Origin of the sequence: Arboricoccus pini (assembly GCF_900187945.1) — a bacterium.
GTDB lineage: Bacteria > Pseudomonadota > Alphaproteobacteria > Geminicoccales > Geminicoccaceae > Arboricoccus > Arboricoccus pini.
On the sequence record NZ_FYEH01000003.1, the window covers coordinates 284500 to 303613 of the forward strand.

16 protein-coding genes are annotated in these 19114 nt (G+C 61.9%); 10 read left to right on the forward strand and 6 right to left on the reverse strand.

Features of this window, described 5'->3' with window-relative positions:
• Nucleotides 1–918 (reverse strand): thioredoxin, encoded by a 918-nt coding sequence (gene trxA, locus CFB17_RS06155; RefSeq protein WP_088560515.1) that lies wholly within the window; start codon nt 916–918, stop codon nt 1–3.
• A gap of 190 nt (nt 919–1108) precedes the next feature.
• Between trxA and CFB17_RS06160 the strand changes: the two genes are divergently transcribed.
• From CFB17_RS06160 to CFB17_RS06170, 3 genes are all read left to right on the forward strand, one after another.
• Nucleotides 1109–1912, forward strand: coding sequence for an NAD-dependent epimerase/dehydratase family protein (locus CFB17_RS06160; protein WP_088560516.1), 804 nt, complete (start codon nt 1109–1111; stop codon nt 1910–1912).
• Nucleotides 1913–2095: 183 nt separating this feature from the next.
• Nucleotides 2096–2812: a monofunctional biosynthetic peptidoglycan transglycosylase gene (gene mtgA / locus CFB17_RS06165; protein ID WP_088560517.1), complete on the forward strand. Its 717-nt coding sequence runs from the start codon at nt 2096–2098 to the stop codon at nt 2810–2812.
• Nucleotides 2813–3080: 268 nt separating this feature from the next.
• Entirely contained in the window at nt 3081–4793 is a 1713-nt protein-coding gene (locus tag CFB17_RS06170) for an ABC transporter ATP-binding protein (protein ID WP_088560518.1), read from the forward strand.
• On the opposite strand, the gene CFB17_RS06175 is transcribed toward CFB17_RS06170, so the two are convergent.
• From CFB17_RS06175 to CFB17_RS06190, 4 genes are all read right to left on the reverse strand, one after another.
• Entirely contained in the window at nt 4769–5365 is a 597-nt protein-coding gene (locus CFB17_RS06175) for a PqiC family protein (protein ID WP_088560519.1), read from the reverse strand. The two genes, CFB17_RS06170 and CFB17_RS06175, sit on opposite strands and share 25 nt — an antisense overlap.
• Nucleotides 5362–7119, reverse strand: a complete 1758-nt coding sequence (locus CFB17_RS06180; protein WP_088560520.1) for a PqiB family protein — start codon at nt 7117–7119, stop codon at nt 5362–5364. Before CFB17_RS06180 ends, CFB17_RS06175 begins: the two co-directional genes overlap by 4 nt.
• Nucleotides 7091–8305, reverse strand: a complete 1215-nt coding sequence (locus CFB17_RS06185; RefSeq protein WP_165769452.1) for a paraquat-inducible protein A — start codon at nt 8303–8305, stop codon at nt 7091–7093. The genes CFB17_RS06180 and CFB17_RS06185 overlap by 29 nt, the downstream gene beginning before the upstream one ends.
• 224 nt (nt 8306–8529) lie before the next feature.
• Nucleotides 8530–9231: a FadR/GntR family transcriptional regulator gene (locus CFB17_RS06190; protein ID WP_088560522.1), complete on the reverse strand. Its 702-nt coding sequence runs from the start codon at nt 9229–9231 to the stop codon at nt 8530–8532.
• Between the two features lie 212 nt (nt 9232–9443).
• Here CFB17_RS06190 and CFB17_RS06195 point away from each other — a divergent pair, with 212 nt between their 5' ends.
• The 3 genes from CFB17_RS06195 (at nt 9444) to CFB17_RS06205 (ending at nt 12128) form a co-directional block, all read left to right on the forward strand.
• Nucleotides 9444–10439: a M23 family metallopeptidase gene (locus CFB17_RS06195; protein ID WP_088560523.1), complete on the forward strand. Its 996-nt coding sequence runs from the start codon at nt 9444–9446 to the stop codon at nt 10437–10439.
• 85 nt (nt 10440–10524) lie between these two features.
• Nucleotides 10525–11313, forward strand: a complete 789-nt coding sequence (locus tag CFB17_RS06200) for a DUF1194 domain-containing protein (RefSeq protein WP_088560600.1) — start codon at nt 10525–10527, stop codon at nt 11311–11313.
• 32 nt (nt 11314–11345) lie between these two features.
• Nucleotides 11346–12128, forward strand: a complete 783-nt coding sequence (locus CFB17_RS06205) for an HpcH/HpaI aldolase family protein (protein WP_088560524.1) — start codon at nt 11346–11348, stop codon at nt 12126–12128.
• A gap of 996 nt (nt 12129–13124) precedes the next feature.
• On the opposite strand, the gene CFB17_RS06210 is transcribed toward CFB17_RS06205, so the two are convergent.
• Nucleotides 13125–13547 (reverse strand): hypothetical protein, encoded by a 423-nt coding sequence (locus CFB17_RS06210; protein ID WP_088560525.1) that lies wholly within the window; start codon nt 13545–13547, stop codon nt 13125–13127.
• 1480 nt (nt 13548–15027) lie between these two features.
• On the opposite strand from CFB17_RS06210, the gene CFB17_RS06220 reads away from it, so the two are divergent.
• The 4 genes from CFB17_RS06220 to msrB all read left to right on the forward strand — a co-directional run bounded on the left by CFB17_RS06220 (nt 15028) and on the right by msrB (nt 19113).
• A complete protein-coding gene (locus tag CFB17_RS06220) occupies nt 15028–15915 on the forward strand; it encodes a hypothetical protein (protein WP_088560527.1) in 888 nt (295 codons plus the stop codon).
• 73 nt (nt 15916–15988) lie between these two features.
• The gene (locus tag CFB17_RS06225; RefSeq protein WP_088560528.1) at nt 15989–18097 is read left to right on the forward strand and encodes a catalase; all 2109 of its coding nucleotides are present in this window, start codon (nt 15989–15991) and stop codon (nt 18095–18097) included.
• Nucleotides 18098–18119: 22 nt separating this feature from the next.
• Entirely contained in the window at nt 18120–18260 is a 141-nt protein-coding gene (locus CFB17_RS19130; RefSeq protein ID WP_165769453.1) for a hypothetical protein, read from the forward strand.
• A 364-nt stretch (nt 18261–18624) separates the two neighbouring features.
• Nucleotides 18625–19113 carry a peptide-methionine (R)-S-oxide reductase MsrB gene (gene msrB, locus CFB17_RS06230; RefSeq protein ID WP_088560601.1) on the forward strand — a complete coding sequence of 163 codons (489 nt, stop codon included), beginning with the start codon at nt 18625–18627 and terminating at the stop codon, nt 19111–19113.
• The last annotated feature ends 1 nt before the right edge of the window (nt 19114 follow it).

Sequence of the window (19114 nt, forward strand, 5' to 3'; positions counted from 1 at the left end):
TCAGGCAAACAGGACGGCAGAGAGCATGCGCCGACCCTTGAGGGTCATTGGATGCTTGGGCCCGAGAGCATCGAAGAACTGCACCATCTGCTTGCGCGCCCGGTCGTCCTCGAAACTCCGATCACGCTTCACGACCGTGCAGATCTCTTTCATCGCCTGTTCGATCTGACCGCCGAGAAAGAGAAGGGTGGCTTTTTGGCAGCGCGCATCATGATCATCCGGGTCGGCCGCAAGACGGCGTTCGAGCTCGGCGGGATCGGCCAAGTCACCCGATTCCGCGGCCAGCTGAAGCGCGGCCTTGGCACCGATGACGTCGGCATGATTCTGGGCGGACTCCGGCACGCCATCGAGGATCTCGCGCGCTGCGTCTACATGACCGCCCGCAAGATAGGCGCGAGCCAAGCCACCCAGCGCGGCACCGTTCTCAGGCTCATCTTCGAGAAGCGCACCGTATATGGCGGTCGCCGTTTCCAGGTCGCCCTCGGCGGCGGCTGCCGCTGCGGCCTCCAGGCCGCCGACGCCGGCAGCTTCGTCTGGCGCGCCACCGATCAGCTTGTCGATCAGCGCCTTGATCTGGCTCTCGGGCTGCGCGCCGGCAAAGCCCGTCACCGGCTGGCCGCCGACAAAGGCATAGACGGTCGGCACGGACTGGATGCGCAATTGCTGCGCAATTTCAGGCTCTTCGTCGATATTGACCTTACAGAGCCTTACCTTGCCCTTCGCCTGATTTACGAGCTTCTCGAGGATCGGCTGAAGCTGCTTGCAGGGGCCGCACCAGGGCGCCCAAAAATCAACCAGCACCGGAACCTTCATCGACGTCTCGATGACGTCCTTCGTAAAAGTCTCGAGCCGCGTGTCGGCGATGTAGGACGAGCCCTCAACCTTTGCCGTCGCGGCTCCGCCGCCGATCAACTGCATGCCTCTTTGCCTTCGCCTGTGCTCGCGGCGGGCCGGCCATGCCGATGCTCCGCCTGCTGGAATATTCCGCTGCCCGACGACTATGCCCAAGTCGCCACGGCGGCTTTAAGATGGCGGCGGAAACAGATCGTTACAAGGGTCCGGGCCTCGGTGGGCCGGGCGTCGCGGGCCAGCTGGCAGGGAGGCTCAGATGAAGATCGAACGGCTCTTAATCACCGGCGCCGGGGGTGCTCTAGGCTCGACGTTACGGGCGCACCTCAAGGGTCGCTACCCGCATCTCCGACTTTCCGACCGGGTCGATCTCGGCCCGCCCGAGCCGGGGCTGGAACTCTGTCCCGCCGAACTCGCCGATGCTGCCGCGGTCGACAAGCTGCTCGAGGGCGTCGATGTCTGCGTCCATCTGGGCGGCCAGCCGGTAGAGGCACCCTGGGAGGTCATCCTCAACTCAAACATCGTCGGCACCATCAATCTATGGGAGGCCGCGCGCAAGGCAGGCACCAAGCGCATCCTTTTTGCCAGTTCGAACCACGCGATCGGCTTTTATCGTCGCAGCCGCCAGATCGACGACGAGGCGCCCCCGCGCCCCGATAGCCGCTATGGATTGTCCAAGGCGTGGGGTGAGGACATTGCCCGCTACTATCAGCTCAAGCATGGCATCAGCGCGCTATGTATAAGGATTGGCACTTGCCGTCCGGACGTACCGGATGCCAGGGCCCTGTCCACCTGGCAAAGCCCGGCTGATTTCTGCCGGCTGATCGATGCCGGACTTGAGGCGGATTATGATTACGAGATCGTCTATGGCGTTTCCGCCAACCAGCGGAGTTGGTGGGACAACAGCACTGCCGAGCGCCTGGGCTACCGTCCTCAGGATGACGCTGAACGCTTTGCCGATGAGGTCGAGTCCATCCGCAGCGACGATGCCGTAACGGAAACCTTCCAAGGCGGCGCTTTCTGCCGACCGGACTTCTCGAACGACCCGGACCGGATCCCTTGAGGGCTGGGCGGTGCATGCCATTCAGCCCCGCGCGCTCGTTCGTCCCGCCGTTGCCTGATCGCCCCGGATGCTGAATCCGCGGGTCCAGGCGCGGGAGATCGAAGGCGGAGACGATCGACGCCCCGGCTCGCCGCGCGTGAGCACCATTGCATGCGGGGATAGCAGCAGCTAGCAACCGTTCGCATGGTGCAGCGCTCTTCCTCTCGTGCCCTTCCGCCCGGCCGACGATCGAGGACGACCGGATGGCTGAAGCGCATCCTTCTCGTCCTCTTGTTCTGCCCGCTGGTGCTGATCGCCATTGGCCGTTTCATGCCGATCTTCATCACGCCCCTTATGGTCATCCGACTGGCCGAAGGCTACGGCCTTCGCCACGACTGGGTCGGCCAGGGAGAGATCGCACCCGAGTTGGCCGAGGCTGTCATCGCCTCGGAAGACAATCTGTTCTGTCGGCATTTCGGCTTCGATACCGCGGCGACGCGTGCTCAGATAAGCGCTTGGCTCGATGGTGAACGCCCTCGCGGGGCCAGTACGATCACCATGCAGACCGCCAAGAATCTTTTCTTGTGGCCTGGCCGCGATCCGGTCCGCAAGCTCCTGGAAGCATGGCTGACACCGCAGATCGAGCTTCTCTGGAGCAAAAAGCGAATCCTCGAGGTATATCTCAACAGCGTCGAATTCGGCCCCGGGATCTATGGTGTGCAGGCTGCCGCGCGTGCCTTCTTCGCCAAGGACGCGGCCCATCTCACGCGCGGGGAGGCCAGCAGGCTAGCCGCGGTGTTGCCGGCGCCGCTCGAATGGTCGGCTGCCCGGCCAAACGGCTATGTTCGCCAGCGCGCCGCCCGCATTCGGGATCGAATGACGCAGCTTGGTGGCTATCTCGACTGCGTCTGGCGGAACTGACGCCCGCGCCGGGCGCGCACGTTTCTGCGCCGCGCGCCACGCCTCCATCCATCCTCACGCCCAACGCCGCTAGCGGCCCTGTGGAGGTTGGCGCAGTCCGTATGAATACTAATCTTTGTCGGATACCTTCGTGGCGGCCGCCGTTTAAGCGAACGTGTGGGCCTGGGTAGTCTCATCTCCGCAAACCGGGTTATAGAGCCGCCTTCCTTCGTCGCCCCGTAGCTGGCACGCGCGGGATGACTTTCTCGAGCTCGCGAGCAGCCAATTCATGGGTGGTGTCTTCAAGATCTTCCTGCGCACGGGCGGCCGTCATCGCTGGATCGTACTCCTAAGTGTCATTCTGGCGACCATGGCCGAGGGCGTTGGCGTTGCCAGCCTCCTGCCGGTTCTAGCCGTGGCGGTCGACAAAGACGGTGCTATCGCCGGCAAATACAGCCAGACGATGCGCTCGATCCTCGAGACCCTGCACGTCCCGCTCGAGATCGGACCACTTCTTGTCATCCTGGTCGCAGCAATCGTCATCAAGGCGGCCCTGACGCTGGTTGCTTATCGCAACATCAATTCGGCCGTCGCCGATGTCGCGGCCGACATTCGCCGCCGCCTCGTCAGCAGCGTCTTGTCGGTCCGCTGGATCTATTTCGCCCGCCAGCCGGTCGGACGCCTCGCCAACGCGATCAGCCTCGACGCTTCCCGGGCGGCGCAGTCCTTCCAATTGGCGGCAAGCGCCATCGCCACGCTGTTCCAGGCTATCGTTTATGTCATTGTTGCTATCGTCGTGTCCTGGAAGATGGCGGCGGTCGGCCTGACGCTTGGCCTGGTCGTGGCGGCAATCTTGAATCCGTTCATGCGGATGACGAAGCAATGGAGCCGCCGCCAGCGCAAGCGAACGGAGGAGCTCGTCATGCTGACGACCGATGCATTCGCGAGCATCAAGCCGCTCAAGGCAATGGCTCGTCAGCATCATTTCGAGCGATTCTTTGAGGAGCGCATTCAAAAACTTCGCCGCGCCTTGCGCAGCGAGGCCATGAGCAAGAACCGCATGCGCACCATGCGCGAGCCCATCATCATCTCGATGCTGGCGATCGGCTTTTATTTCGCGTTTGTCGTCATGCGCGTGGGCGTGGCCGAGCTCGTCGTCATGGGCATCTTGATCCGCCGCATGATCTCGACCATCGGCGACGTACAGGAGCAGATGCAGGCTTCGCTCAGCTTCGAGACGTCCTATTGGGCAATCGACAAGCTCATCCGCGAGGCAGACGCGTTGCGCGAGCCGGTCTGGACCGGCAGCCAGCCCACTCTCGAGAAGGGAATTGCCCTGGATCGCGTCTCATTTGGCTACGACGACCGCTTGGTCCTCGATACGTTCTCTATGTGCGCGCCGGCCGGCAAGCTGACGGTGCTGAGCGGCGCCTCGGGCGCCGGCAAAACGACGATCACCGACCTGATGCTGGGTTTGCTCGAGCCCCGGAGCGGCAAGGTCCTTCTGGACGGCAAGCCCCTTGATACGCTCGATCTGGCCTCCTGGCGACGCATGATCGGCTATGTGCCGCAGGAATTGGCCCTGTTTCATGACACCGTGTTGGCCAATATCACGCTTGGCGATCCGGAGATGGACGAGAGCGCGGTGATCGACGCACTGAAACTCGCTGGCGCCTGGACCTTCGTCGAGCAATTGCCAGAGGGCTTGCACACCAATGTGGGCGAGCGCGGTTCGCGCCTCTCAGGCGGCCAGCGCCAGCGGCTCGCTCTGGCCCGGGCTCTGGTCCTCAACCCCAGGCTCCTGATCCTAGACGAAGTCTCGAGTGCTCTCGATCCGGCCACCGAGGCGGAAATTTGTGCCAATGTTCGGGGCTTGACCGGTGAGCGAACCATCATCGCCATCACCCATCGGCCGATCTGGCTGGAGATGGCCGATCGCGTCTATATGATCGGCCAACCGGAAACGGTAGCCGGACCTCAACGGGCCGAAGCCGCGATCTGAGCGGCCAGCGTTGCCAGTGCCTCGCTCATGGCCGTGGCCATAGCTCCCTTTTGCGACGTATCGCCGAGCGGGCCCGTCGATATGGCCTGCTTGATAAGGAATGGTGAGCCCGAGGTCGGGCGCTCCGACGCATCGACGAGTTGCCAGCGACCGGCAAGCGTTACGACGTTGCCCGCATCCGCCTCAAAACGATCGACCTCGACGGTCAGACGCCGCAACGGCTCCGGCTGCAGGTCGGTCGGCAAGACGACAACGCTTGCCGTGTGCAATGCTCCCCTGAGATCGGCTGCCAAGGTTCGCGTGGCCAGTGCGTCAAGCGTCTCGCCCCAGCGATCGAGATCGTTTACCTCGAGTCGGTTATCCGATCCTCGTGTCACGATCTCCGCACGGTCGAGGTAATCGGGCATGTCGATGGGTCGCACGCCGATGCTGCTTATCCCCGCTGCCGGCAGGCCGCCAGCGGGCGGTTTCGCTTCAAGAAGGTAATAGTGAATGGGCACGGAGCTGGCACACGCGGCCAGCGTGGAGAGCAGCGCCAGGGCCGGGACCAGAGCCTGCAAATGTCGTGTCATCTTGTTCCTTGCCGCCCCTGAATGAGGGCTTCCGGATTGCGGTCTAGATAGTCGACGAAATTGCGCACCGCGCGCGCCGTCTGGGAGAGTTGGTCCAGCGTATCGGTTAGCTGATACTGCAGGCGCGAATCCGGTCCCAATGTCGAACTCGCTTTGCCAAGCGTGCTCGATGCCGAATTGGCTGCCTGTTGCAACGTCGCCAACAGTTTCGGCATTTCCGATCCCAGAGTGTTCGAGAGAGCCTGCAAGTTGGTAAGTGAGCCCTGCAAGGCCGTCAGCGAGTGCGCTACCTGCGGCCCGTTGGTAATCTTGTTGACCCCGTCGATCGTCTGGCGGGTTGATTGCAAAGTAGCTTGCAATTCCTGGCCTATCTGAGCCAGCGGAAGTTTCGAGATCTGGCTCAAGACGCCGCTGATGCTGCCGGTCAATTGATCCAGTTGCGATGGAACAGCCGGGATGACCGGGATGTCGTCGTGCATCTCGACCTTGGCACTGGGCTCAGAGGGAAAGAAATCCAGGCTGATGGCAAGTTCCCCGGTCAACAGGTTCGCGGTCTGCAACTGGGCGCGCAAGCCTTGCTCGACCAGCCGCTGCATCGCGGAGAACGGCGAGAGGCCGTCATGCGGCTGATCTCCCTCGATGACGAGGCGGTTGGGCTCGATTTCGATCATGACCGGGATCGCGGCCTTCATGGTCTTGGGATTCCATGTCAACCTGACGTCCACCACCTGGCCCACTCGGATACCCCGGAAGTCGACCGACGAGCCGCGCTGCAATCCCTTAACGGAGCTGTTGAAATAGACGAGGTAGCGTACGCGCTCACCGCCATCATCCTCTTGAACGGCATTCTCGCTTGAATACAGCCGAAATTCCGTGCCCCCTTTGGCCTCGGCCTCATTATTGGCGTCCTGCGGCGAATCGAAAGCGATGCCGCCCACGATCATCGCCTGCAAGGGAGGCACCTCGAACGAAAGGCCGCTACCCCCCGTCGAAAGCCTGAGGCCACCCACATTCCAGAAATGACTTCCCGACCGCACGAGCTGGTCATAGGGCGCATTGACGAAGACCTGGGTGACGACATCGCGCGATTTGGGATCAAGCTCGGAGTTGGCGACCTGCCCGACGGCCACACCTTTGAAGTAGACCGGTGCGCCTCGAGCCACCGAGCCTTGGTCGGCCGATCGCAGCCTGAAAGCCTTACCAGGCACGTCCGAGCGAATTGCTGGCGGCTCCTCCAAACCGACGAAGTCGAGCTTGCGGGCTCCACCTCCCGGCGTATCGACTTCGATGTAGGAGCCGGAGACGAGCGTGCCCAAACCCGTAACGCCGGATGCGGTGATCTGCGGTCGCACAACCCAGAACTGCGCGCGGTCAGTCAAGAACGGCGCCGCGTTGCGCGCCATGCGGGCACTCAGGATGATGTGGCTGAGATCGTCGCTGAGATCGGTGCTCTCGACCGTGCCGACATCGATGTCCTTGAAGCGAATCTTGGTCTTGCCGGCCTCGACCCCCTGGGCGGACTGAAACTCGATGCGGATGAGCTGACCCTGATTGGCATAGGTCGTCCAGGCGATCCAACCCGCGGCGATGGCGGCTACGATCGGCACGATCCAGACGGGCGAGATGCTCCGGCGCGGTCGGAGGCCGATAGGCTTGGCCACGCCCTTGAAGGGATCGTCGCGACGATTGCGGCGATGTGCCCGGCGATCGGCCGGGCCCTGCGGCTCAGATCCGCCCGTCGATGTGTCGCTCAAGCCTGTCTCCTTGGAGATCCCAGATAAGCCGTGGGTCGAAGCTCTCCGCGGCCAGCATCGTCAAGAGCACGACGGCGGCAAAAGAGAGCGCTCCCATCCCTGGCACGACGGTCGCAATAGCTCCTAGGCTGACCAGCGAGACCAAGATCGAGATCATGAAGATGTCGACCATCGACCACCGGCCGACTCCGCGGATAAAAAAGAAAATCATGGTCCGCTGTCGCCGGCCGCGCCGGACGCCCAATTGAACGCTCAGGAGCAGCCACACCATGCCCACAAGCTTGAGAATCGGAACGACAATGCTGGCCGTGAATACCAAAAGAGCAATGGGCACCTGTCCTGCTGCAAATAGCTCCTTAACGCCGCTCATGATCGTGTTGGGCGCGCCACTGCCGAAATAGACGACAGTCATGACCGGCAAAAGGTTCGCCGGGATATAGAGCACGCCCGCCGCCGCGACGAGCGCCCAGGTGCGCGCGATCGAGTCAGGCTTGCGTCTGTGCAACGGCGAGCCGCAACGCGAGCAGGTCGGATGCAAGGCCGCCTCGGCCAGCACGTCGATCTGACCGCATTCGGTGCAACTGATCAGCGCGGCTGGCAGTGGTCGGGTCACATCAACGCGCGCCTGACGTCCAAGCCGCTCCCAAAGGGCCCGTTCCTCGAGAATGGAATCGGCCGTTGTCGCCAAGAGCATGGCGGCCAAAAAGGCGTAGACAGCCTCATGCAGCTCGACTGCGGCGATATCACTGAGTTTAACATAGGCCACCAGGACGCCGAGCAGGAAAATCTCGAGCATGCACCATGGGCGCAGGAACTGGGAGAACCGCATGGCGGAGGCGGCAAAAGGGGGGCGATGCGCCGACATCATGGGGAGGAGGAGCCAAAACATCGTTACCATGCGCATGGCCGGGAAAAGCGAAACGACGATGAACACCACGAGGCCCAAAGGCCAGTAGCCGTCGCGAACGAGCATCAGGGGGCCGCTCAGGAACGTCGACGTCTGGGCTCGCCCTTCGATCGAGAACGTGAGGAACGGCATCAGATGGGCGAGCGCGAAGAACAGCATGGCGCCGATATTGAGCGCCAGCACGCCTTGGAGGTTGCCGCGTTGATCGTGAAACAGTTTGACGCCGCAACGTCGGCAGACCGCCACCGAGCCCGGCGGAATGCCTCGCGTCCGGTACACGCTACCGCATCCGGGACATGCCACGATGGTCCCTCGGATCCGCATCGTCACAGTCGCGGGCGGCCGTTCCGAGACCACAGGCGGCTCGGCCATCAGTGGACGTGGCGGTTGAGCATGACGATGGTCGCGCCACGAAGTCGCGGCAAAGTTCTTCTCCCGATTGAGCATGGTCGACGCGACCTTGATATCGACTTTATGCCCACGAAGCCAATCGCCGATTGGCCTCAGGGAGCAGCGTCGATGACGGGTGCAAGACAGCGTTCCATGGCCAGCCGTGCCAGAGAGGCCTGACCGACAAGGATGGCCTCGGCCACTGCCCGCAGCGCATAGAGTCGCTCCTCGTCAGCGCTCGCGTTCGGAGCCTCGTCGAATCGAGCAAACTGGATCGCGGTCAGCGCGGTTGGCGCCAGCGCCGCGAGAAAGCGATTGCCGGACGCCGCGAGGATATGGGTTAAAATAGCAATCTCGGTCTTTTCGCTGTTGCCCTCCGATTCGGACGAAGGAGCACACTCCTCTTCGAGGGCACCGCGAAGCGCGCTGGCGATGGCGTCATCCAACCGCGCTGCGGCCAATTCGGCGGCTGCGGGCAAGACGATCCGGTGCAGTTCCCGCAGATCGGCCAGGGCGGTGGCATCGACCGGAGCGGCCCGCATCCAGGCTTGTATATCCGGATCAAAATAATTCCAGTGTTGGCGATCACGAACCCGTGTGCCACGCTTTGGGCGGCTATCGATCAGGCCCTTTGATACCAGCATCTTGAGCGCTTCGCGCACCGCACTGCGACCGACGCCGTGCGTCACTGCGATATCCGCCTCCCGCGGCAACATCCGGTCGGCGTCATGGCTCCCACTCACGATGGCCTGGCCCAGAATGTTGGCAACGCGAACGAAGAACATGCTTCGGCCGCGGCGATGGCTTTCGCTCATTTCGTCTTCCAGCACTCGAGCGCGCCATCCCGTGCCAGCTAGGCATGTTCGGTCCGCTCACCTGTCTTCAGGGGAGCGGGGTTTAGCAACCAGCCTTCGAGGGCCGTATAAGCTACGACATAGTCCTGTCGGACTTTTGCAATCGCTGGGCGAAGGCGGAATAAAATCATGACGAGCCCTTCTCACACAAGCGCTTTAGGGCTGGGGGCCAGATGAGTTGGGCATTGGCGCGAGTGGGCTTGGTGGCATCGATCCTTCTTCTGGCCACATCATTGGCGGCCGGGAGCTTCGAGTTGGGCCTGCCGATTGCTTGCAAGCCTGGGCTGGACTGCTGGGTCATTCGCTACGCCGACCATGCACCCGACGACGGCTTTGCCGATTATGCTTGCGGCCGTCTCGGCTCGAATGGCCATGACGGCACGGATTTCGGCCTGCGCGATGCACGCGCCATGCTCGAGGGCGTGGCCGTGCAGGCCGTGGCGGCCGGTGTGGTGAAAGCGGTGCGCGATGGCATGCCCGATCAGCCGGCGGACGGGAATCTTGCCTTCGATTTCAAAGACCGGAATTGCGGCAATGGGGTTCTGATCAGCCATGCTGATGGCTGGCAGACACAATATTGTCACCTTCATCCGGGCAGCCTTGCCGTTAGCCCGGGCGAGAATGTTTTGGCTGGCCAGCGCCTGGGCCTCGTTGGGATGAGCGGCGAGGCCAATTTTCCACATGTCCACCTCTCACTCCGCCACGATGGCCAGTCGATTGATCCCTTCAACGACACGCCTATGAACGCCGCCTGCGGCACCGAGGGCCACCCACTCTGGCAACCGTCCCTACGATCGCAGCTGGCCTATGTGGGCGTCCCCATCGTCAGCGTGGGCCTTGCCGATCATGTACCGGCGCATGGTGAGATCGTCGCGGGCGATGCAATGAATGAAAGCCTTGCCCCGGATCGGCCGCTGGTCGCTTATCTGCTGGCTTACGGCTTGGCGACCGGCGATCGCATCGCCCTTGAGATCGCCGGCCCGGACGGCGGCAAGGTCGCCACTCTCGACTTTCAAGTTGATGACGATTCGCCGCGCTTGAGCCGTTCCGGTGGCAGGAAGGCGCCCACCCAGGGATGGCCCCCGGGACTCTATCATGTCAGGGCGACCGTGAGCCGGGGACAGACCACTTGGTCGCTCGATGGCAGCCGCTCCCTGAACGAGCGTTGAAGCTGAAGCTTGCGAAAAGCGCTTGGCCTCGGGGCAGGATCTGGCAATCTTCCAATTGGGCCATCTCGTCTGGAAGGATTGCTGGATGCGTCTGTCGATCGCCTGCCTAGCCCCTCTATTCCTGGCCTGCCCGGCGCATGCGGAAGAAGCCGTCGACCTCGAGCTCGTCCTGGCTGTCGACATTTCCGGAAGCGTCGACGACGAGGAATCGAAACAGCAGCGGGACGGCTACGTGGCGGCGCTGAGCGATCCCTCTGTCATCGAGGCGATTGCTTCCAATGAGCTCGGCCGCATCGCCGTCACTTATGTGGAATGGTCCGGTCCGGATCAACAGGAGCAGGTCCTGGGTTGGACGATCCTGGATGGCGCTGAGGCGGCGCAGGGGCTTGCGAGCCGGTTGGCGGCGCTCCCACGCGCGCGCGGGATGTGGACGTCGATCGGCGTCGCGGTGGATTTCTGCCGCCTGCTTTTCGACGGCAATGGCCTGAGCGCGCCGCGGCATGTCATCGACATCTCAGGTGACGGATCAAACAATCGCGGGCCAAGCGCGGAATCGGCACGTGATCGCGCGATAGCGGCGGGAATCGTCATCAACGGCGTGCCCATCATGAACGATCGGCCGCAGCCTTGGGCCATGCCCACGCCGAACGAGATGCGGCTCGATCGCTATTATACGGAGAACGTTATCGGTGGTCCCGGCGCCTTCATCGTGCCGGCAGAGACGTTTCAGGACTTCCGCACAGCTATTTTGGCAAAGCTGGTTCGGGAGATCTCGCGCGAGGATCGGCCGGCATCCCCCCCTGGTCGTGCGGTCGGCCAAGGCTTGCCAGTCATTGCCCCCGCTCCTAACGTCCGCTCACTGGCCAGCCGCTAGAACAAGGCCGGAGATGGTGATGGAAGGCTATCATGCGTGAGAATCTGTTGCTTAAGGCCTGGCGCGAAGGGCGCGGGACGATCAACGGATGGTGCGCCATCCCCTCTTCATTCGCAGCCGAGATCATGGCCCATGCGGGCTTTGATAGCGTGACGATCGATCTGCAGCACGGGGTGGTCGACTACCAGGCCGCCGTCGGCATGCTGCAGGCGATTTCCACGACCGCAACCGTCCCGCTGGTGCGCGTGCCCTGGCTGGAGCCCGGCCCCATCATGAAAGCGCTGGACGCCGGCGCTTATGGCATCATCTGCCCGATGGTGAATACTGCCGAGGAAGCCGCGAGGCTGGTCAGCTATGCAAAATACGTCCCGGTAGGCCAGCGCAGCTTTGGGCCCGTCCGGTCCTCGCTCTACGCCGGCGACGACTGGACGAACGCCAACGACACCACCTTGGCACTTGCCATGATCGAGACCGCAGAGGCGCTGGAGAATGTCGAGGCGATTGCCGCCACGCCCGGACTTGACGGGATCTATATCGGCCCCTCGGACCTCGCGATCTCCCTGCGCGAAGTGCCTCACATGAGCCCGACCAATCCTCGTGTGGTCGCCGCGATCGACAGGATCCTCGCGGCTGCCAAGAAAGCCGGCATCTGGGCCTGCGTGCATTGCGGCTCGAGCGATTTCGCCCGAGCTCAGCTCGACAAGGGCTTCAACCTTGCGACCATTCTCTCCGATGCCAGCTTCATCGCCAGCGAGGCGGCTCGCGTGATAGCCGAGGTCGGGCTCGACCGTCCCAAAGCCAAAGTCGGCTACTGAAAAGCTCCCAGGCCGGGACCTTATACTTCTCGCAGCGGAGCAGCCGGCCGCCAAGTCGTCGCGGTGCGCTCACGAAGACCCGCTTGATCAGGGTCCGCCCCGGCGCGCAGCGTCCGCGATGCGGAACCAAGGGTTGCTGAACGAGCTCGGGCGGTCGTCGTCTCCCGCGCCGGCGCCGCCTGATCGGGATTGCGAATAACGACTCTCTCGGGCGGGCAAATAACGGTCGCGCGGGCGGCATCCAGCTTTTTCATCTCGATCAGACGCATTCGCAATTCGACCGAGTGACATCAGGATCAATCGTCTAAAACTCAAATAGCCTTTTGCGATCGATGTTCCTGATCTCGTTGCGTTCGCCGACATCGACTTGGTGTGACGACCGCGCGGCTGACGCGGCGGGAGCGGCCCACCTTACAGCTCAGCCACGGCGCGCTAAATGCCTTTGCCGCGGTAGTGGCCCTGAAATCGGGCGAAGCCGCGAGTCGGACGCATCATCGACGATGTTACCCACGTCTTAATGTTGGTCGGGGATAACAGATTCGTGAGTGATGCTGGTATCAGGGCGAGTGCTTGGCCCCCTCACCCGACGGACGGCGTGCGGCTGCCGACACTGGAAGCCGCAGAGGCCGTGACCTCCGGGACTTTCGAGATTGTCGACATATCCCACAGCAACGAAGACGTGACTTCCACGTGCTGGAGTTTTTGAGCAATCCGGCAAGCGCGCCCGCGACCGGTTAGCGTTTGACCGAGCCTGCCTAAGTCCACCGATGAAGTGCGGTCGCACTCGCCTCTACGCCGACGGCGCCAGGCCCTGATCTCCGCCCACGCGAAGTCGGACTGCCGCCGGGCATCGAGAGGACAAGTTCTGCATTCAGGATGTTGAGCATCCCCCAGACCGACCGGGTTGACGGACTGGGCGCTGGACAAGCCATGCTCGAGTAGCCGTGCTGGGCCTCAGCACGATATGTGGTTCATGGGGCGCGTCGGGCAGTGGATTTAGGATAGAGCCGGGTCGAAAGTGAAGGTCATCGTCTTCCAGAGATCATATAGGTCACGCGGCAGGGCGAATCGGCAGGTTTTGAGGGAAGCCAGCGCATTATCGACAAGTTGTTGCGCTGGAGCGCCGCCGCGGCGGGCATCGACGTCGAGAAGCATCGAGGAGCGAACCAGACCGCCCTCATCCAGGACGGCGATGACCCGGAAAGGATCGACCTTGCCGCTATCGGCCGGGAAGCGATATTTACGCCAGCATTGATCCGCTTGGCTGCGGGCGGCTTCCGCCAAGGCCGGCAGACGGCCATGATCCTGGGTTTCGGCAAAGGCCGGCAACGAGGACATGAAAAGCAGGGCCACCGCCAACCAGATCTGCCGCCAATTAGTGGGCTGGCCCAGACTGAGGTGAGAATCATCGCCGTCCACGTGCCTCTCCTTAATAGCGACGTCCGATATAATATTGGCGTCCGATCACATCGCGACGGGGAGGATCCAAGGCGGCAATAGGCGACGCCGATCAATCGGCGCCGCCTTAATCCAAGGGATTGCTCGGTCGCCTTTATACACCGCGACCTGGATCGATCATCGCAGACTGATCTTAAGGCTCAGTTATCGTCTGCACCGCCCACGGACCATCGCTCACAGGCGAAACGGCCGTGCACGGCGAGGAAACTCGCCGGACGTCATACCGCAGTGCGATCGCACCGAATAAACAAGGCAGCTCGTTCCGCATCAGCGGTGGATATCGGGCACGGCATTTCCGCCATATTTGGGACGAACTCGGCAGTGGGAAGGTGGCGCCGTCAGCATTCGAACTCGCAACGAATACCGCGAGCCGGCGTGCTTTAGGGAAGCTATCGTCCTGGGACACCGACCGGAAGGCGAAGTAGCCTCTAGCGCTGCCTTCGATCCACCGGGTCCCGCGAAGCGAAGGACGACGATGCAATGTCCTCGATCTCGCCGCCTGTGCGGCCCGTCGATCAATGCCGAAGCAAGGGCGATGATGGCGCCGAATCGACGCGGCGACACGGCCATGCCCAGATCACCGCCGCTAGTGCGCGCTTTATTTCTAGGCGCTAGAGGCATCTGAAGAGCTTTGATGGGCGTCGCTAACTCAAAGATTGCTTCCCGGCCCAAGTCATCGACCTCGGCTATTATAAACCTGGCAACACTCGTCTGGCGTTCACGCGGATTTGACGTCGTGATCGACCTGAGAGCCGAATAATCGGCCAGCGCGACGCAACGTGGCGACAGCTCGCGAGTTGAGAGGCCACGCGCATGCTCATTCAAGCTTTCGCAAGACCAACCAGACATCCAAGGTCGAGGAAATAAGAGAGATGATCAGTTTATCTCTTCGACAAGCTGACCAGCCGACTGGGCATTCTACACGTAAAGACATCGCATGATATCGATTTTGTGTATGGGCCAGACGAACGTCACACTCGAAGACTGGGACAGCTTCTCGATGAATGTCCAGGTCAGGATGAGTGGTCTTTTCAGCGATAGCGTGGACCCTGACAGGAGATGCGGACGAACATGGTTCTCCCAAAGCGGCCACGTCGTCTGGGTCCCTGCGATGATCGCGACCGCGACGCGCGCCAGGAACCCCTTCGCATCGCCTCCTCCTCGTCGGCTTAGACGGCCGGGTGTGGGCCACATCTCGCGCAGTTACAGTCAGGACTTCCTGAACGATCGAATGCCGACTTTAACTACGATTGGGAATGCCGATTAATTTCACCATTATTTCGCATAAGACGCGATCATCTTTTAAACTCAGGGAATGAATAACTATGCCAGCGATAATATTATGGCTGATCGGCATACCAATACCGATTATCATATTATTAGTTTTATTCTTTCACTAGTTTAGTATAATAGAAAAATATGCGATGAGGTAGAAACTGCGATGAATTCCATCGGGCATGCGGCGGCTCTCGAGGCCGACGAAAGCACAGCCTCCGCGATTTCGTGGGCAGCCGTCCTAGGAGGTGCCTTTGCATCGGCATCGTTGGCCATGATCCTTCTTGCCGGGGGCGCTGGCCTGGGTCTGTTGTCGGTATCGCCTTGGTCCGGCACCGGCATCGCCGCCTCCACGTTCGGGATCGGCGCGATAATCTGGCTCATTGTCGTCCAGGTGGCGTCTTCGGGCTTCGGTGGCTATCTGGCAGGACGGCTGCGAACCCGATGGAGCGGCCTCCATGGCGGTGAAGTCTATTTCCGCGACACCGCACACGGCTTTTTATCCTGGGCGGTCGGTGCGGTGATCAGCGCGGCCATCCTTACCTCGACGATATCGAGCCTTGTAGGTGGCGTCGCGCAAACGGGCGCAAGCGCTGTCACCGGCATCGGTAGCGCCGCGGTCCAGGCCGGCGGCCAGGCTGCCCAGGGCGTGTCCGGGAGCACGCCGATATCCTATTATGTGGACACCATGTTCCGCGCCGACCACGCCACGAACACGGCCGATAGCGGGCAGGCGCGTGCCGAGATCGGGCAGATCGTTACCACTAGTTTGATGAATGGTCAGATGAGCCCTGACGATCGCACCTATGTGGCTCGGATAATCGCGGCGCAGACCGGACTTAGTCAAGCAGACGCTGAACAACGTGTCGACCAAGTCGTCGGCCAGGCAAAGGCGGCGGCCGACAAGGTCGCGGAGAGCACCCGGGCTGCTGCGGACAAAGCGCGTGTCACGGCGGCCGCCATATCCGTTTGGACCTTCATCTCGATGTTGATCGGCGCGTTTAGCGCCAGCCTTTGCGCGACCTTCGGGGGCCGAGCCCGCGACCTCGTATAACCCGGCTTTCCTACCTGGATGCCGTTCGAAAAGCACCGATTGCGAGCTTGGCTCGCGAGAACTGGATATGCCAATGACTAAAAAATTCGAATCTGTTCAGGTGGATGACCTGGCTTTGAACACCGGCCAGGGTGGAGAAGTCCATCAGATAGCTGGCGGCGATGTCGAGACGCTGACGACGCAAGGTGGAACGCCGGTCAGCGACGACCAGAACTCGCTCAAGGCTGGCTCACGCGGTCCCACCCTTCTGGAGGACCAGCATTTTCGCGAGAAAATCTTCCACTTCGACCATGAGCGCATTCCAGAGCGGGTGGTGCACGCGCGTGGCTTTGGCGCCCACGGCTTTTTTGAAACCTATGAGTCGCTAGCCGATATCACGGCGGCCGATATCTTCCAGCGGGCCGGCGAGAAGACGGAGATGTTCGTTCGTTTCTCGACCGTGGCCGGCAATAAAGGCTCGCCCGATCTCGCCCGGGATGTGAGGGGCTTTGCCTGCCGCTTTTATACGAAAGAGGGCAACTGGGATCTTGTCGGCAATAATATCCCGGTCTTCTTCATCCAGGATGCGATCAAGTTTCCAGATCTCATTCATGCCGCCAAGGCCGCACCCGACCGCGACTTCCCGCAGGCGCAGACCGCCCACGACAATTTCTGGGACTTCATCTCTCTCTCGCCCGAATCCATGCACATGGCACTTTGGATCATGTCCGATCGGACGATCCCGCGCTCGTTGCGCTTCATGGAGGGATTTGGCGTTCACACCTTCAGGCTGGTCAACGCTGCCGGCAAGTCGACCTTCGTCAAGTTCCACTGGAAGCCGGCTTTGGGCCTTCAGTCGGTGGTCTGGAACGAGGCCCTCAAGCTCAATGGCGCGGACCCGGATTTCCATCGCCGTGATCTCTGGGACGCCATCCAGATGGGCGATTTTCCCGAGTGGGAGCTCGGCATGCAACTCTTCGACGACGCGTTCGCGGAGCGGTTCGATTTCGATATCCTGGATGCTACCAAATTCATCCCGGAAGAGGAAGTGCCGATCCGGATCGTCGGCAAGATGACGCTCGATCGCTGCGTCGACAATTTCTTCTTGGAAACCGAGCAGGTTGCCTTTCAGACTGGCAACATCGTGCCAGGCATTGATTTTTCCAATGATCCCTTGCTGCAGGGGCGAAATTTTTCTTATCTGGATACGCAATTAAAGCGCCTGGGCAGCCCGAACTTCACCCACATCCCGGTGAACGCACCGCGTTGCCCTGTGCGGCATTTTCAGCAAGACGGCCATATGGCGATGCAGAGCCGCAAGGGGCGCGCCAATTACGAGCCGAATTCCTGGGGCGCCGACATTGGCGGCCCGCGCGAGTCGCCCGAGCGGGGCTTTCGCAGCTTTCCTGCCGAGGAGAGCGGTGGAAAAGCGCGGGTCCGCTCGGAGACCTTCGCCGACCATTACAGCCAGGCCCGGCAGTTCTATCTGTCGCAGACGGAGGTCGAACAAAACCACATCGCCAAGGCATTTATCTTCGAGCTCTCGAAGGTGGAGACCTTGGCCATCCGCTCACGGATGGTGGCGCATCTACTCAATGTCGACGAAGGACTGGCCAAGAAGGTCGCAACGGAACTGCGGCTCAAGGACATGCCCAAGCCCGCATCCGCCAAGCGGCCGACGAAGATGGATCTGAAGGCATCACCGAAGCTCTCGATCCTGCTGAACGGCCCCAAGAGCTTCAAGGGCCGCAAGCTCGGCATCCTCGTGACCGACGGCGTGGACGCCGGCCTGCTGACGGGCCTCAAGAAGGCGATCGAGTCCGAAGGCGCATTGATCGAGATCGTGGCCCCCAATATTGGCGGTGTGAAGGCCAGCGATGGCAGCTGGATCGAGGCCAAGCAAAAGATCGATGGCGGCCCGTCGGTGCTTTATGACGCCGTCGCGGTGCTGACGTCGAAGGAGGGAGCGGCGCTGCTGGCCAAACTCCCGCCAGCCAAGGATTTCGTCACGGATGCCTTTGCCCACTGCAAGTTCATCGCCTATTCGGCCCAGGCCTTGGCGTTATTCGAGAAAGCAGGCCTCGCCGCCGACCTCGATCAAGGCTGCGTGAAGCTCGATGCCGCCAAAGAGGCCAAGAGCTTCGTCGAGCTTTGCCGCGAGCTGCGCTTCTGGCCTCGCGAGAAGACCCTCGAACCAGCTTAAATACTGACCGGGAAGATGCCTGGTGGCGTTGCGCCGCATCGCCACCAAGGCAGCCACGATCAACAGGACAGGCCGGGCGCACCAGCCGGTAAGGAAGACGGCCCTGGCCTCTCCCGATTTGCCGCTCAGCCTCATCCCCGAGTCCCTGTGCCGGACGTTTTGAGAGCACCACCGCCATCGCCGATATTGCCGATGACGCGACCTCTATCGCCAATTGTGGGTGACAAGAGAGCCTGGGGAGCATCGCCCCTCCCGGCGCCGACATGTCGGACGGCAAGGGATGAACCCTGACGTTCACGCCAGGCTGGAGGCATGCCGCCAGCTTTGACAAGGCTCGGGCTGGCTGACACTTCCCCCACGCGCGGACAAGGCAGCGCGCCCATCTTGCAGGCGGGCCGGGCGCTCTGCTGCCGTCGCGTACGAATATCGTGCGCCCCCCTGTGTAACCTCCGATCAACGCTCAGCGTATAGTCGTCAGGCCATGGCTGGCTGAATGGCCGATGAACGGCCGGTCGGAGACGAACATGATGATGACCAGACGCGTGGCGCTGGGCGCTGTTGCAGCCGCCGCAATCGCGGCCGAGGCGCGAAAGACGATGCGGCCAGCAAAGGCCGGTGAAACCTTCCCGGTTACGCATGACGACGCGGAATGGCACCGCTTGCTGACCCCTGAACAATATGCGGTGCTACGTCAGAGCGCGACCGAACGGCCCTTCACCAGTTCGCTGCTCCACGAAAGAAGGGTTGGCGTCTTCACCTGCGCTGGCTGCGCACGCGACCTCTTCGCCTCGGCTACCAAATTCGATAGCGGGACTGGCTGGCCTAGCTTTTGGGCTCCGCTCGAGCAGGCTGTGGAAACAAAATCCGACGACTCCTTCGGCATGAACCGCACCGCCGTTCGCTGTCACGGCTGCGGCGGACATCTAGGCCACGTATTCGATGACGGCCCCAAACCCACCGGCCTGCGCTATTGCATGAACGGTGTAGCCATGAACTTCAAAGCCGAAATCGCCTGAT

Coding starts and splice junctions, on each gene's coding strand:
- trxA (WP_088560515.1), bottom strand. CDS start 918: ATGCAGTTGATCGGCGGCGGAGCCGCGACGGCAAAGGTTGAGGGCTCG.
- CFB17_RS06160 (WP_088560516.1), top strand. CDS start 1,109: ATGAAGATCGAACGGCTCTTAATCACCGGCGCCGGGGGTGCTCTAGGC.
- mtgA (WP_088560517.1), top strand. CDS start 2,096: ATGGTGCAGCGCTCTTCCTCTCGTGCCCTTCCGCCCGGCCGACGATCG.
- CFB17_RS06170 (WP_088560518.1), top strand. CDS start 3,081: ATGGGTGGTGTCTTCAAGATCTTCCTGCGCACGGGCGGCCGTCATCGC.
- CFB17_RS06175 (WP_088560519.1), bottom strand. CDS start 5,365: ATGACACGACATTTGCAGGCTCTGGTCCCGGCCCTGGCGCTGCTCTCC.
- CFB17_RS06190 (WP_088560522.1), bottom strand. CDS start 9,231: ATGAGCGAAAGCCATCGCCGCGGCCGAAGCATGTTCTTCGTTCGCGTT.
- CFB17_RS06195 (WP_088560523.1), top strand. CDS start 9,444: ATGAGTTGGGCATTGGCGCGAGTGGGCTTGGTGGCATCGATCCTTCTT.
- CFB17_RS06200 (WP_088560600.1), top strand. CDS start 10,525: ATGCGTCTGTCGATCGCCTGCCTAGCCCCTCTATTCCTGGCCTGCCCG.
- CFB17_RS06205 (WP_088560524.1), top strand. CDS start 11,346: ATGCGTGAGAATCTGTTGCTTAAGGCCTGGCGCGAAGGGCGCGGGACG.
- CFB17_RS06220 (WP_088560527.1), top strand. CDS start 15,028: ATGAATTCCATCGGGCATGCGGCGGCTCTCGAGGCCGACGAAAGCACA.
- CFB17_RS06225 (WP_088560528.1), top strand. CDS start 15,989: ATGACTAAAAAATTCGAATCTGTTCAGGTGGATGACCTGGCTTTGAAC.
- msrB (WP_088560601.1), top strand. CDS start 18,625: ATGATGACCAGACGCGTGGCGCTGGGCGCTGTTGCAGCCGCCGCAATC.